Here is a 14534-nt window from a genome sequence, read left to right on the forward strand (position 1 = left end):
TACTGATCTAGAAGTAAAAATATTAAATGTTTATAATAATTCTAAAAAAGTATATGGCTATAGAAGAATTAGGGTTGCACTTTTTCGTGAATTCAATTTAGTAGTTAATCATAAGAAGGTCTTAGGATTAATGAGAAAGTTAGGAATTAAATCTGTAATTAGAAAACGTAAATTTAAATATAGCAAACCTAAAGGGATAGAATCTGGTGGTATAAAAAGAAACATTATTAATAGAGATTTTAATGCAAGTAAACATACTGAAAAGTGGGCTACAGATATTACATATCTGTTTTATGGTGATGGTAGAAAGAAAGCCTATCTTTAAGCTATAAAAGACTTATATAATAATGAAATAGTTGCTTATAAAGTTTCCAAATCGTTAGAATTGACCTTTGTATTAGATACTATAAATCAAGCTATTAACAGTAAAGGAAAAAGCTTAGAGGGTCTAATTATTCATAGTGATCAAGGTTTTCATTATACTTCAAAAGAATATCAACATATTTTAGCCAAAAATTAAATAACCGCACACCAAGTGAGTGCCCCTATCTCATTAAGCTTTTTTCTTAATTCTTTTAAATATTCTTCTGGAATAAAAGTTTCTATTTTAAAAACATTAAACTGCATAATATATATTCCTTTCTATAATACATTTTTGTATAATTCTAAAATTACATATCTACATTCAGAATTTTTAATTATGAAATTTCCTCTATATTTTACCACTACTATACCTCTTTAAAAATATATTTTTCTTAACAAAACATCATCATTACAAAACTGTAAGTTTAAAACTCTAAAATGTAATCTAGATGAATGGTTGATATTCTCCCTATTATATATAATTAAATTACAAAGTGAAGTTAAGAAATTAAAAATAAATTATAGAGGTGATTTTAATGAAAATATTAAAAAAGTTTTGCGATAGATTATTCAAAAATACTGAGGAAAATGAAGTATCAATAATAGATACTTTAGAGGAAATAAAAGATAAGCTTGATAATGATGAAAAATACAATTTAGCAGCATCAGAAGCTCTTATAAATATGCAAAATATGTTTAGTATATAAATAAAACTTCATAAGAATCTTTATTCTAAAGTTCTTAAGAAGTTTTGTTGGTAAATACTAAAATTCTTTAATTTCTTATTTATTCTTTTCTACAATATAATCATGCTTCATACTAAACTCACAATATGAATCTTTATAGTTTCTGGTAAGTTTATAACAAAATATTTTATCAAATGAGGTTTCTAATAAATATTTACTTTCATTAATCAAATTATAAAAAGCTTGTTTCTTATTTTCTCCATAAGCAATACCTATAACCTGTAAATTTTCTATATCTGGAACATCACATTCTGAATTTGGTTGATATGTATACCCTTCATCTGTTAGAAATATATAGTTCTCCATAAAAGTCCTCCTCTAAAATAAGTGATCTGATCTTATCACGAAGAACAATATATTTCAAATTTAGCTTTTACTTCTTTATATCTTATATTATAAAATTTTTATATTTAAATAAATATTAAAGATATTTATTTAAATATTCCATAAACAACTTCTCAAGTTCTTCTTTTTCAATCGTCGGTGAAATTACAACTGGATAACTTTTATTAAACTCAAAAATAATTCTTCTTCCTACTCTTTCATCTTTACCTAAATCATCTTTATTCTTAATTTTTGATTTTAATATTTTAGATAAATTATTGTCATTTACTATATCAAGTATATTTATTAAAAACTTATCATTTCTAAATATCTCATATTTTATAATATAGTTATACAAATCTAAATTTTTAACTATTAACCTAAAATATTTATTTTTTTCTTCCTGGCACTCAACATTATCTGTAATATATTCAGCTGCCAATACACATTTATATACATAATTTTCCCAATCAAATTTCTTAATTACAATATTCTTAAAATTTTTATGGCTTTCTTTAATCTGCAGATATTGATTTAATAAATATTCTCTTTTATTTACACAAAATAATGAATGCCAAAATATTTCATTAAAATGTATATCTCTATCAGTTTTGATATAATATTTTGATATTACATCAAAAGCTTGTTTATATATCTTAAACCTTTCATTTTCACCTTTAGTAGTATTTAAATATATAGGGAAATCTGGAGCCTCATCAATATATACAACTTCTCCTGAAAAATATTCTTCGTTACTTTCTATTTGATCATTTAAAAAATCTTCATAAAACTTCACACTATTTTTATATCCTTTTTTCAATAACTTAATTTTCATTGATACATAACTCCTTTATTGCTAATGCGTGTTTTTCTAATATTCTATCAGTAATTTTATATATTACTTCATCAATATTTTCCATACTTATTTCATCAACAATCTTACTTTTCAATAAATTATACAACTTAAAATCTAAGCCATTTGAAGGCACCTCCATTTCATTTATATATAAAACCTCATCTTCTCCACTATTTTCTTCTAAAAACTTATACAATGCTTTTTGTAATCCCATGTATACATAATGGTTATTTAATGTATTACTTTTGTTCATACCTTGAAATTGTAAATCTTTATTCTTATAATTTATAATAATTGTTTCAATACCTAATTCAATCTTAATATCTGACTTTAATCTTGAATCAATTTTCTTTTCAAACAAATCGAAAGGTTGTTTTAAACTGCCTTCGAATATTGCAACATTTGAAAATCCTAGAACAGAATTTTTTGGTACACTTATATCTTTTTTAAAGCGATTATAAAATAGTATTAATTCATTATTGCTATCAAAATTCATTGTTTTTTTAGATTTAATTAATAATTGAATAGCCGTTCTTTTACTTAATGAAATTCTAGACTTAGGTATATTAATAAATCTTTTATCTTTACTTAATTTATAAAATTTATTATCTTTAGATTGAATAATTAAAATAAGTTCTGCCTCATTGTTGTCAATTAAATTGTTTAAAAACTCACATTTTAGTCTAAAATCTATATCAAATCTATAGTTATAATTATTTTCATTTAATTCTACTTCTATAGTGAATGTACTATTATTATAACTATTTGAGTTTGGTGTTAAAACAGGATATGGAAAATTTGCTTCTCTTCTATATATCATTTTTATGCCTCCAATAAATAAACAAATTTAAGTGTTTTATTGTATTTATCATTTAACTCTGATTTAATTTCAAAAACACCATTTTTCATACTTATTCCAATAATTGATTTATCTTTGACTTTTAATCGCTTTCCTGTTTTAGCATCTATTATCTTATGATAACTATCATTTATATTAAATTCATCCATATGTTCCACTCCCATACCATCAACCACAGCCAATGAAACATCGCAACTCTTAATTTTTTTCATTTCATTATTACTTGATAAATCAACTCTTATATATTCTAAATTATTGCTAATAACTCTCATAACTGAACTAGGATCAACTTTTAAAAATACTTTTTTATTTCCATTTCCTACATCTTTTTTCACCTTTCTATAATTTCTAGATTTTCTAGATCTTATATTTATATAATGTTTTGAACCTTTAATATGCTTTGAACCTATTGATACCTTATCTTCAACTTTTACAATTTTCTTTTCTTTTCCATTTTCATTTTTTAATTTCACTATAGTTGCTGTTTCTTTTAATTCCTTCTTAAAATTGTTCACTGTATTATATAAAATATCAGTTGTATCCATAATTCCATCCGTTGGATTATTTTTTCTTATAGTTTCTTCCACTATTTCCCCTATTTTTTTACTTAAATTATTAATAAACCTTTTTGCATTACTTTGATATTCCTTATTCTTTATATGAGTGAAAGATAACTCTGTATGAGATTCATTTTCCAACATTTTTAAAAAATCATCTTCTTTTGAAGAATATGGAATTAATACAGCATTAAAAGGTTTATTAGCATATCCTTTGATTTTTTTATCTTCTATTTTCATTCCAATGGTTCTAATTATGCCAACTCTCCCTTTTTGTATACGTTCATCATAATTAAAATATAACTTAAAATTATACTTGGTTTTCTTATCACTTATTACAATTTTTTGGGGTTTAAACTTCAAATATGTATTTAAGTATAACGTAGTAAATTCATTTTTAATATCTTTTATATTCCGTTCTTTGTAATATTTTTCATCACTGATATATTTTATAATTGACTTATCATTTATTGTGATTTTGTTAACACTAATAACTAATTTTTTTTCAATTATAGCTACAAAAAAACTATCACAAACACATTTTACTATCTCCTCTTCACTATGAAATTGTTCTCTTAAAAAAGGAATTATTATTTTTAATCCTCTACTGTCTTTTTTAAAAATATCATGAAATCTATTTTGATAAGGATAAAACTTGTCTTCTTTTTGATCTGTAAAATACCCAGTTGCTCTATAACACTTTTCATGAAAATTATGCTCTATTAATTGAACTGTCCCACCTAGGTGTTTATTTCCCTCCTCATCACAATTTGCAAAATACATCATATATAAATCTGAAGCAGCATTAGATGCAATCTTTCCAATACCATGGGATCCACCTCTACACTTTTCAAAACTTTCATTCGCCCCCTCAATATGTACACCTTTTGTATATGCATAAGCACTCCATGAATTATCCTTACTTTCACTCTGACCACTCAATGCACCTTTTAACCCTATTGTGTTTGAATCTTCAAACACAATATATTCACACTCATCAACCTTTGTCATTTTCTTCATATGATCTATAGTTTCCTTTGTATAACGATTTCTTGCATTTAAAACATTTATTCTGCTTATTATTTCATTAATTCCTGGAATATATTTTTTATTTATAGATCCGGTCTCTATTCTTACTATAATTGGATCTTGACTATTGCTTAATTTAGCATCAAGTGAATTTTGTATATTTTCTCTCACTAACCCATATACACCAAAATCGTAAAATTTTTCTAATACTTTATTGAAAGATACCTCTTCAATATGAGGTATCTCTGAAAATTTCCACATGTTATTCATACTATTCTCTTTTTATTATCTATACTTAAAATTTAAGTCTATTTTGTATTTTCTAAATTCTTTCATATATTAAATTTTTCTCCCCTAAATCTTAATTAACTTCTTATAATGCTCATGATAAGGCTGTTTAGCATGACATTTTTTACACAAAACTCTTAAATTTGAATAACTATTGTTATATTTTGAGCCATCTATATGATGAACATCTAACATTTGTGGATTATTAAAAAATACTTCTCCACATTCTTCACATGTCCAATTCTTATATCTCTTGTAGTCTCTAGCTATTTCACTCCAGTTATCTGCATATTCATTTAATGGTGATGTTAAGTCTGTATATTTAGGAATTTGTTTAAATTCAGTATCATATTGATTTAAGAATTCTTTAATATTAAATGCTTTGTATATTTTATTTTTTTGTATTTGTATAACATCTGTATATCCATTATAATTAAGTGTCTTTAAACAATTTTTGCATATTCCCAATTTTCTTTCTATATTTTCTTCTATCGGCTTATGAGTTTCTTTATCCAAAATATTCGCTATAAACGTTCCATCTGTTCTTCTACTAACAACATACCTATTTAATCTCTTACTAAGACTCATTTTTTGTAAGGTTTCACACCAAGCTACATGATATTTATACTGAGTTTTATATGAATATTGATCACGTATGTATAAAATTATTTTTTTACCTCTATATTCTAATGTCTTATCTCTATTTACTGTTAATTCGTCTAAAGACTTAATATCTTGTCCTTCTCCAATTAACCTTTTTACCCATTCAGAGTTTTTCTCAAATTCTACTTCCTGAAATTCAGTGCTACTATCATAAGTTATATCACAATTTTTAGGTATACCCAGTTTTGTTCTTATTGTTTCAAATGGTATAAATTCATTAAAATCTATTAGTTTCATATTATTATACACCTACTTTTTATCTTCATATTCTTTAATAATTTGAGAAATTATATAGTCTGCATTCGTTCTTATTTTAAATTCAACTCTTCTTGATTTCTTTTTATTTTCATTACCATTCTCATCATAATATCTATGACTATAAGACATCCCATTTGCTGTCAAATGCTCAATTAACCACTTATGATATTGTTTTGAATCTTTTAAATTCATAACATATTGTAATACATTCCTCGTCCTATCTTGTGAAAGACTCATATTATTAAAATATGAATTTAATTGTTTAGAATCTTGATTCCATTCACTTGATGTATACCCTTCAATCCTTACTTCTTCTATATTATTCTTGTATTTTCCATAAATAATTTTTATATATCTAGGGAAAAAATCATCCAGTATATTTTTGAATTGTGGTTTTACTAAAACTTGTCCTCTATCAAAAAACACTTCTGGTTCTTGAAATCTAACGGCTAAATCCTTTGGATCTATAACAATTTTCCAGTTCTTTAAATCATCTTTAAATTCTTCATTTAGATCTTCATAAATATTAACTCTAATAGCTTTATAAGTATCTACAACCTGTTTTATTGCTTTCTGTTCTTTTTTTATTTTAATATTTTCTTTACTGACTTTTGACATAAATGATATAGAAATAAACAAAAATATTATCATTAATCCCGACATTAAATCTGAAATTGAAGACCAAACATTATCTTCTTTTTTGTTTCTTTTTTTACTTTTCAATAAATGCATATTTAGTTAACTCCTTCTGCTATACTTACTACTTGTTTTAATTTATCTGCAAGTGGTATATAGTCTTGAGCAAACCTATTAGATATTTGCACTAATTGTGTACCTAATGTTTTTAAGGAATTATTAAGTTCTATTTCTAAAATTTTATGTAACTGATCTACTTTGTTTTTAAATCTTTCTTCTGAATTTTCTAGCATATTTCTTATTTGTTCAGATATATCCACATTAACATTTTCTATATTACCTCTCATACTTGTAAAAGCATTATCTAGATTTCCTGTTATACTGTTTGTTGCATTTTCTAATGTTTGAACTTGTGCCTGCATAGATTTGGTATTAAAATCTAGTGTCTTGCTAATTTCTTCTTTAAATGTTGATAAAGTCACTTTAAATCTATTAGATGCATCTACTATATTAGTATTAATATCTGGAACAATAGTTTTTAATTCTTCTACAACTTGATTAAAGTTTCCTAAATAATTTTCTGTATATCCTTCAATAATACTTGTACTATTATTGAATTTATTTTGTATTTGGTTAAATACTGTATCTAAAGTTATATTAGTATTACTATTTAGCTCTTTTAAATGCTGCTGTACAATATTCATATTTTCTTCCATAGTTTCATTAGTATTTTTCAACAAAATATTAATTGATCTATTTGTCTCTTGAAAATAAGTATTAATTGAAGGAATTGATTGTTTTGCATTACTAGTAATTTCAGATAATGTTTCCATATTAATCTTCATATTCTTTTGATTATTATCCATATTTATTAATATTGGTTCTAACTTTTCACTCATACTAATTAATACATTTGCTTTATCAGCAATAGTTTTTGTAGATTTTTCCGTTTTAATTATTGATTCAATTGTTGTTTTTAATTGTTTTTCTGATACTTCAATATGTTCTTTATAATTTTCCTGCCATATTAACAATGAACCTACAGCTTCATTTAATTGCTTGAAATTTTCACCAAATTGTTCTGTAATCTTATTATTAAACTCTTTAATAACACCATTTAAAGCTTCTATTAAAGATTTTGAATTTTGCTCAGCCATAGTTTCAGCAAAAGATTTAAACTCTTTAATTAATTCTTCCTGCTTTACATTTACACCCGTATTAAATAATTTAATTTCTTTTAAAATATCTTCTTGTTTTTTATTAGAATTTTCATCTATTATTTTAAATCTATCTATCAATTGTTGTTGATTAGCTGTTAATGTACTGTTTAATGTCTTTAATTCATTAATTATAGTTTTTACTACTTCTGTATCATCTTCATAATTCATAGCTTCTTCTTGTTTTGATAAATTCTTTTTTTCTTGTATACCCTTCATAATAATGGATGCTATCATTCCAGCAATAGATGTTATAAAAGCTGTTTTCATCCCACTAAGTAAACTAGGTATACTTGATTCTATATCTGTAGTATTAAAAGTTGCTAATCCTAAACAAATACCTATAAATGTACCCAGCATTCCTAATGTAGCTGCTATATTGGGAAGATTTGTTTCTTCTTCTGGTTTTTCTTTATTATATTTAATAAATTTTTTTAAACATACACCTATGCTTATAATAATCGCTACAGTAAATATTATATTTATTATTTTTAAACTCACCTTAATATCTCCTTTTCAATATCTTTATATATTTTTAATATTTTCGATTATAACCTATTTGTATTATTTCGTTCTTCTTTAATTTTTTAGAATCTCCAATATCCTCTCCCCATACTGTTCAACTTTCTTTTCTCCAAAACCTCTTACCTTAAGTAACTGTGATTTATTTTTTGGTATTTTATCTAGCAATTCTTCCATTTCTGCATTATTAAATATGAAATAAGGTTTTATTTTTAATTGCTTAGATTTTTCTAATCTAAACTTTTTTAGTTCCTGTGTAAGCTGCTCTCTGGTCATTTGTACATTTTCAAACTTATCTGCTGCAATTTCACTAGCTGCTTTTTGTATTAAATTAGTTTTATATGTAGACTTAACCCCTTTTGATTTTCCTTTTAATATGTTTATAATATCTTGTCCATATTTATCTATCTTCACTTTTCCTAAACCTTTTATATAATAGAGTTCTTCAATAGAATCTGGCATATTTTCAACAATCTGTTCTATTACTACATTAGGAAAAACACAATGATAACTTATAGGTTTATATCCTTCTTCTTTTGCTTTTTCATTACGATATACTCTTAATTTTTCAAATAATTTATTTCCATCTTGTTTAAAAATATTTTCATTGTTATTCATTTCAAATTGTTTTATATCTGTAGGATTTATAAAATCCTTTTCTACTATAGAGAATTTTGCTAAATTATTGTATGCTTTTAGTTTGTTTAGTTTTATTAGCAATTTACCGATGTTATTCATATCTTGTAAAGTTAAAGCTACCTTGTTTTCTTTTTGAAGTTTTTCAAGTCTTGATATAGCTCCGTCATGTTTAACTATACAATTTTTAGTTTCCTCTGGTGCTTTATTTTGATCAATTATACTCTTTTCATTTGCAAGTATAACTAAAGATTCAAAAGGTATATCTATATTAAGCTCTTTTGACAATACATATTTTAATACGTTTATATGTCTTTTGTTTTGTGAAATTGGACTATACATTCCCTGTTCATTACCATTATTAAACCTTCTTATAAAATCTCCATTTGAATCAATTCTTATGTTTCCATTTAATTTTTTAGCCTCTAATACGCAAATATATCTACTGGATATTACAACAAAATCTAATTGTGCAATATAATCTTCATATTCAATTCTTATATCATGAAGACATATGATAGGTAGAAATGTATTTTTAAGTTCAAAATATACTTTCTTTTCACCATATAATCCTTGCTTTTGATAATATATATTTCTATTTACCTTGTCCTTTTTTTCTCCATCTTTAAGTTTTCCTGCTAACAATTCTAAATCCTTAAGCTGTTTATTTTCCATTGAAAAATCTTTTAAAAATCTAGCTTTATCAATATTTACTTCATTTAAATTTTCATTATTACCACTAATTATTTTAAATACTTTATTAAGTAATCCCATATGTATGTCCCCCTAAGCGCTTATATGTTTAATCTTTTACACTTACTATTTTTTATTTATCCCTTCCTCTCTATTCCTATAATACTCCCTAACTCTCATCTCCACAGCATCTCTAAAATTCTCCAAGAAAGCATCATTATCCTTAAACTCTCCTAATCTCTCATTTAAACAAAACTCTTCTCCTTCTATATAAAAGAAATCTCCATGAGTTTTTGCTAAGAATTTTATTGGATTATCCTTTGCTAGCTTCACATACTCTTTCTTTCCCCACTGTTTGTAGTTTGCTGTGTTTTTTGTTTTAAGCATATCCATACCATTTGAACCTTTTTCATAGAACTCTTTGAAACTTTTATATACATCATCATCATTTATTTTTAGCTTCATATTTCCATTATTATAGAAAGCAAATAAAATAGGCATCTTATATGTTTTAGCCATAGAGGTTTTTTCTATCATATTTATAAAATCTTCTCCAAAAGTTCCGAACAAAGCTTTTTCTTCTTCCCTTAACTCATTGTTTTCCTTTAGAAATTTAAAGTAATTTTTAAATATATTTAGCTTAGATTTTCTTCTTATGTTGTCATACAAATCATCATCTATATAAGTAAACATTTCTAATCTTAATGGTCTATGTTTTACAGTTTCTTTTACTCTGTAATAATCTTGAAGGATTAAATCTTGTATCTTTTGTGATGCTTGTTCTTGTCTTTTAAATATATCTATAAGCTGCCATTGAAAATCTATAGTGCAGTCTTCCGGATAATTTTCTTCCTTTGGCATTATCCCTATAGTTCCTCTTTTTTTAATTATTTTAGGATCTCCTGTTAGGAAAAAAGGTACTAAATTAGCTTTTTTATAATTTCCTATAAAATCCAAAACATTTAAATATTTTTTATCCTTATGTTTTCTAAGTCCTCTACCAAGTTGCTGTAAAAATATTGTTGGTGACTGGGTTGGTCTTAAAAACATAACCATATCTATTGATGGTATATCTAATCCTTCATTAAACATATCCACAGAAAATATAACCTTAATCTCATTTTTAACTAGTTTATTCACCGCTTCTTCTCTATCTTGTGCATAACTTCCTAAATCACCGCTGTATACTGCACAAGCTTCTACTCCATCTTCACAAAAATACTTTGCCATATATTCAGCATGTTGTTTAGTTGAACAAAATACTAAAGCTCTTTTACTGCAAAATTTTCTATAATTATTTAGTATCAAATTTGCCCTTTTAGAAATCATAAGAGCTTCTTCTAACTGCTTTTCATTATACTTTCCATTTTTATACTCTATATTGTTATAATCCGTATCATCATAAATTCCGTAATATCTGAAAGGAACTAACCATTCCTTATTAATTGCTCCCTTTAGTCCAACTTCATAAACTAAATTATAGTCGCATATTGCAAATACATCTTTGTTATCTAATCTTTCTGGTGTTGCAGTAAGACCGAGTAAAAACTTAGGCTTAAAATAATTTATTATGTTTTGATAATTTCCTGCTGCTGCATGATGAAATTCATCTACAACTATGTACTCAAAATAATTTCTTGGGAAATACTCTTCATTTAAATATTCTTCTTTACCTAAGGTTTGAACTGTGGCAAATAAACATTCACAATCCTTATCTTTTTTTCCACTGCCGAAAAATCCAGTTTTTATATTTTCTCTAACATTTTTAAAAGATTTCTCTGCTTGAGTTAATATTTCTTCTCTATGTGCAACAAACAACACTCTTTTAAAATCCTTTGAATCAAAAGCAGCTAAATAAGTTTTACCTATACCAGTAGCTGCAACAACTAGTCCTTTATCTGCTCCCTCACCTCTAGACTTTTTTAGTTCATATAAAGCTTCTATCTGTGCACCTCTTGGCTTATACATTTGTATAACTTTATTTTCAGTATTTTCTTCTTCTTGTTTATCTTTATCATCTTGCCTAATAAGTTTAGGTTTCACCCAAGTTTTTGAATATCTTTTAAGTTCAGCTTCATCTACAACAATTGATTTATTTAAAAACAAATCTTCAAAAACTTGCTTATAATAATTAAAATCTTCTTCATGCCCTGCTTTTCTTATTCTATAATTCCACTCTATCCCTCTTGTTAATGCTGATCTTGAAATATTAGATGAGCCAATAAATATATCTCCACCATTTTCATATTCAAATATGTATGCCTTTGGGTGAAAGCTTCTTGACTTATCACTATAAAATCTTAAGTCCACTTTATCTCCTAAAATATCCTTAACTAAATATAATGCAGAAGGCTGAGTTATATTTAAATAGTTTCCTGTAAGAATTCTTATAGGGATATCCTTTTCTCCTATAAGCTTTAAGTCTTCTTCTAAAAGCCTAACTCCAGACTCCATCAAAAAAGCTACTATTATATCCACCTTTTTTGCTTTTTGAATTGCTTTTTTTAAGCTATTGTAAAAATAATCATTGTCACCAGTAATACAATTTTTATCTAGCTCAATCTCTTTATTTTTTATATTTTCATCAATAATTATTTCCTTAGAAGCTATAGAATTTTCTTCAATGTTGTTAAGCATCATATCCTCCTAGATTTCAAACTATTAACCATCATATTCAACAAGCTGTTTTTTTAGTTTTCTTACTCCACCTCTTGGATTTTCTATATCTCCCTTATATCTTGGAATCAAATGCACATGAAGATGCATTATCGTCTGTCCTGCCCAATAACCTACATTCACTCCAACATTGTATCCTTGTGGTTCATATTGAATATCAAGCATTTCTTTAACTTCGTGCATTAAACTGTATATTGCAATAACTTCTTCTCCAGTGGCTTCAAAAAAGTTTGCAAAATGCCTTTTAGGTATAATTAGAGTATGCCCTTCATTTACAGGATAAGTATCTAAAATCGCAAAAGCTAACTTATTTTCAGCTATTATCTTATCTTTATCATAATTACAAAATAAACATTCCATATTAAAACTCCTTTAATTTTTTCATGTATTTTGAACCATTAAATTAATAATTTACAAATTAATTCATTAATATATATATTATTACATAAACATTTTACCATAAAGTAAAATGTTTCTTTACAAATAGTAAATAAAAATTTAAACTAAACCCATAAAACTTATGCTAAATTTCATAATATCAGGAGGTCTAAAAAATGCCTACATACAACAAATTAGTTCGTGATAAAATTCCTGAAATCATAGAAAATGCAGGGAAACAATTTGATATTCATATTGCTGATACTTCTGAAGCTTTATCTTTACTTGAAGCAAAACTTGATGAAGAGGTTTTAGAATTTCACCAAGATAAAAATCTTGAAGAACTTTCTGACATACTAGAAGTTATCTTCTCCCTTGCAAAAAGCCTTGGGTTTTCCGAAGAAGATCTTCTAAATAAAAGACTTACTAAAAAAGAAGAGCGAGGCGGATTTGATAAAAATATTGTATTAGAAAAAGTTTACGAATAGAAAAAACATCTTAAGAATTTTGGAATAAAATTCTTAAGATGTTTTTCTAAATCTCCTATATATTAAATATCAAACATATAACAGACCATTTATTTTATTAAGTTATTTACTTCCTCTGATTTTGAAACCTTTTTTGCCAATTCTAAAACTTGTTTTGAAACAGCTTTTACTGCCTTATCAAACTCTTCTTTGTCTAAAAGCTTATAAATTTTATTATTAAAGTTCAAATCATAATCTAAATATGTATATCTAAAGCTATCTTTTTTGTTGAAACCTAATTTTTCTACTGCATCAGCTAAATCCTTAAAATCTTTTTTATATTTCACCCATTCTTCTTCTTTTAAATCATATAAAGTTATTGAACAATATATGTTATTATCATATCCATCTTTTCCTATTATAAAATTTAATTGTTTCCCTAAGTATTTTCCATAAGTATAATAAAGTTCTACTTCTCCTGATTTCTTTTTCCTTTGATCAATAATATACTCAATCCATTCCTGATTAAAAACATTACTACCTTCATCATCGGTAAAATTTAACTCTATCATTTTTGCTGTTATAGTATCATGTACTTCTTTCCAAAATTTAAATTCAATTTCTGCTTTTGCTAATGGGATAGCTTTAACTAATTTATCGGCAATTTCTATATTATCTCCTTGCAGCAATAAATCTTTTAGTTCCATTTCCATTCCCCCATTTATTCCATTTGTTATTTTTCTTATTAAAATTGCATACTGATTTAAGCTTTCTCTTATATTTGGAATTAACGCTACCTTTTCTATACAAGCTTCAATCCATTTTAAAATATGATTTTTAAAAGATATAATTTTATAATTTGTCTTTTTATCTCCTTTTCCTGTACTTTGCTCACTTGCTTCATCCCCATATAAATTAAGATAGAAGATTTTATATTTTTTATTCTTTGTTTTAGCATAATTCTCATATCTTTTAAGCTGTTCATATTGATCTTCTGCATCAATCTTAAGTTCAATGATTATTAATATATCCTCGTTTTCAATACTTAAATCTAACCTTCCATATTTACCAATACTTTTTTCTCTTTCAACTATAATGTTTTTATAATCTAAGTCCTTAATTTTTAATACTTTTTCAACAAATAACTTTAAAAACACTTTTTCTTGATTATGACTTCCTTGCGGATTCAAAAGCTCATATATAAATGCTGAATGAGTTTTAACCTCAAGTCTTTCCATATTTAAAATAGAAAAAATATTAAATAATCCACCTGTGCTTTTTTGAATTGTATTATGCTTGTCTATTAAAGTTCTAGCCTGAGAAATTAAAGCTTGTACTTTTATTTCTTCTCCTTTTGTAATCATAT

At 25.3% G+C, this 14534-nt stretch carries 15 protein-coding genes and 1 pseudogene; 4 read left to right on the forward strand and 12 right to left on the reverse strand.

Annotated features, from left to right (window positions below; all coding sequences use genetic code 11):
• Positions 1 to 19: 19 nt before the first annotated feature.
• Both OW763_RS01310 and OW763_RS16950 read left to right on the forward strand, forming a co-directional pair.
• Complete coding sequence (locus OW763_RS01310; RefSeq protein WP_268039802.1) at positions 20 to 325, forward strand: IS3 family transposase; 306 nt, start codon at positions 20 to 22, stop codon at positions 323 to 325.
• 3 nt (positions 326 to 328) lie between these two features.
• Complete coding sequence (locus OW763_RS16950; RefSeq protein WP_418921787.1) at positions 329 to 520, forward strand: DDE-type integrase/transposase/recombinase; 192 nt, start codon at positions 329 to 331, stop codon at positions 518 to 520.
• A 14-nt stretch (positions 521 to 534) separates the two neighbouring features.
• Here OW763_RS16950 and OW763_RS01315 read toward each other — a convergent pair.
• Positions 535 to 627: pseudogene (locus OW763_RS01315) on the reverse strand (cytochrome C biogenesis protein); the annotation flags it as partial.
• 272 nt (positions 628 to 899) lie between these two features.
• Between OW763_RS01315 and OW763_RS01320 the strand changes: the two are divergent.
• On the forward strand, positions 900 to 1070 hold the full coding sequence (locus OW763_RS01320) for a hypothetical protein (RefSeq protein ID WP_268039258.1): 171 nt from the start codon (positions 900 to 902) through the stop codon (positions 1068 to 1070).
• Between the two features lie 75 nt (positions 1071 to 1145).
• On the opposite strand, the gene OW763_RS01325 is transcribed toward OW763_RS01320, so the two are convergent.
• The 10 genes from OW763_RS01325 to OW763_RS01370 form a co-directional block, all read right to left on the reverse strand.
• Positions 1146 to 1415: a hypothetical protein gene (locus tag OW763_RS01325; protein ID WP_268039259.1), complete on the reverse strand. Its 270-nt coding sequence runs from the start codon at positions 1413 to 1415 to the stop codon at positions 1146 to 1148.
• Positions 1416 to 1530: 115 nt separating this feature from the next.
• Positions 1531 to 2268: a hypothetical protein gene (locus OW763_RS01330; RefSeq protein WP_268039260.1), complete on the reverse strand. Its 738-nt coding sequence runs from the start codon at positions 2266 to 2268 to the stop codon at positions 1531 to 1533.
• The gene (locus OW763_RS01335) at positions 2258 to 3109 is read right to left on the reverse strand and encodes a hypothetical protein (protein ID WP_268039261.1); all 852 of its coding nucleotides are present in this window, start codon (positions 3107 to 3109) and stop codon (positions 2258 to 2260) included. Before OW763_RS01335 ends, OW763_RS01330 begins: the two co-directional genes overlap by 11 nt.
• A 2-nt stretch (positions 3110 to 3111) precedes the next feature.
• On the reverse strand, positions 3112 to 5004 hold the full coding sequence (locus tag OW763_RS01340) for a hypothetical protein (protein WP_268039262.1): 1893 nt from the start codon (positions 5002 to 5004) through the stop codon (positions 3112 to 3114).
• Positions 5005 to 5088: 84 nt separating this feature from the next.
• Positions 5089 to 5922, reverse strand: a complete 834-nt coding sequence (locus OW763_RS01345; RefSeq protein WP_268039263.1) for an HNH endonuclease — start codon at positions 5920 to 5922, stop codon at positions 5089 to 5091.
• Between the two features lie 12 nt (positions 5923 to 5934).
• Complete coding sequence (locus tag OW763_RS01350) at positions 5935 to 6675, reverse strand: OmpA family protein (RefSeq protein WP_268039264.1); 741 nt, start codon at positions 6673 to 6675, stop codon at positions 5935 to 5937.
• A 2-nt stretch (positions 6676 to 6677) separates the two neighbouring features.
• Positions 6678 to 8297, reverse strand: a complete 1620-nt coding sequence (locus OW763_RS01355) for a MotA/TolQ/ExbB proton channel family protein (protein ID WP_268039265.1) — start codon at positions 8295 to 8297, stop codon at positions 6678 to 6680.
• A 78-nt stretch (positions 8298 to 8375) separates the two neighbouring features.
• Entirely contained in the window at positions 8376 to 9728 is a 1353-nt protein-coding gene (locus OW763_RS01360; RefSeq protein WP_268039266.1) for an HRDC domain-containing protein, read from the reverse strand.
• Positions 9729 to 9773: 45 nt separating this feature from the next.
• A complete protein-coding gene (locus OW763_RS01365; RefSeq protein ID WP_268039267.1) occupies positions 9774 to 12287 on the reverse strand; it encodes a DEAD/DEAH box helicase family protein in 2514 nt (837 codons plus the stop codon).
• 21 nt (positions 12288 to 12308) lie between these two features.
• Complete coding sequence (locus tag OW763_RS01370; protein WP_268039268.1) at positions 12309 to 12683, reverse strand: HIT family protein; 375 nt, start codon at positions 12681 to 12683, stop codon at positions 12309 to 12311.
• 194 nt (positions 12684 to 12877) lie between these two features.
• On the opposite strand from OW763_RS01370, the gene OW763_RS01375 reads away from it, so the two are divergent.
• Positions 12878 to 13189, forward strand: coding sequence for a nucleoside triphosphate pyrophosphohydrolase (locus tag OW763_RS01375; RefSeq protein ID WP_268039269.1), 312 nt, complete (start codon positions 12878 to 12880; stop codon positions 13187 to 13189).
• Between the two features lie 89 nt (positions 13190 to 13278).
• Here the strand turns inward: OW763_RS01375 and OW763_RS01380 are convergent, their stop codons facing one another.
• A complete protein-coding gene (locus OW763_RS01380; RefSeq protein WP_268039270.1) occupies positions 13279 to 14532 on the reverse strand; it encodes a PDDEXK-like family protein in 1254 nt (417 codons plus the stop codon).
• Positions 14533 to 14534: the final 2 nt, after the last annotated feature.

The organism is Clostridium aestuarii, assembly GCF_026735135.1.
GTDB classification, from domain to species: Bacteria; Bacillota; Clostridia; order Clostridiales; family Clostridiaceae; genus Clostridium_H; species Clostridium_H aestuarii.

What these genes read in the sequence shown, in the direction of transcription:
- OW763_RS01365 (WP_268039267.1), bottom strand. Translation starts at nt 12,287, where the DNA reads ATGATGCTTAACAACATTGAAGAAAATTCTATAGCTTCTAAGGAAATA.
- OW763_RS01320 (WP_268039258.1), top strand. Translation starts at nt 900, where the DNA reads ATGAAAATATTAAAAAAGTTTTGCGATAGATTATTCAAAAATACTGAG.
- OW763_RS01375 (WP_268039269.1), top strand. Translation starts at nt 12,878, where the DNA reads ATGCCTACATACAACAAATTAGTTCGTGATAAAATTCCTGAAATCATA.
- OW763_RS01345 (WP_268039263.1), bottom strand. Translation starts at nt 5,922, where the DNA reads ATGAAACTAATAGATTTTAATGAATTTATACCATTTGAAACAATAAGA.
- OW763_RS01370 (WP_268039268.1), bottom strand. Translation starts at nt 12,683, where the DNA reads ATGGAATGTTTATTTTGTAATTATGATAAAGATAAGATAATAGCTGAA.
- OW763_RS01360 (WP_268039266.1), bottom strand. Translation starts at nt 9,728, where the DNA reads ATGGGATTACTTAATAAAGTATTTAAAATAATTAGTGGTAATAATGAA.
- OW763_RS01350 (WP_268039264.1), bottom strand. Translation starts at nt 6,675, where the DNA reads ATGCATTTATTGAAAAGTAAAAAAAGAAACAAAAAAGAAGATAATGTT.
- OW763_RS01325 (WP_268039259.1), bottom strand. Translation starts at nt 1,415, where the DNA reads ATGGAGAACTATATATTTCTAACAGATGAAGGGTATACATATCAACCA.
- OW763_RS01330 (WP_268039260.1), bottom strand. Translation starts at nt 2,268, where the DNA reads ATGAAAATTAAGTTATTGAAAAAAGGATATAAAAATAGTGTGAAGTTT.
- OW763_RS01335 (WP_268039261.1), bottom strand. Translation starts at nt 3,109, where the DNA reads ATGATATATAGAAGAGAAGCAAATTTTCCATATCCTGTTTTAACACCA.
- OW763_RS01340 (WP_268039262.1), bottom strand. Translation starts at nt 5,004, where the DNA reads ATGAATAACATGTGGAAATTTTCAGAGATACCTCATATTGAAGAGGTA.
- OW763_RS01380 (WP_268039270.1), bottom strand. Translation starts at nt 14,532, where the DNA reads ATGATTACAAAAGGAGAAGAAATAAAAGTACAAGCTTTAATTTCTCAG.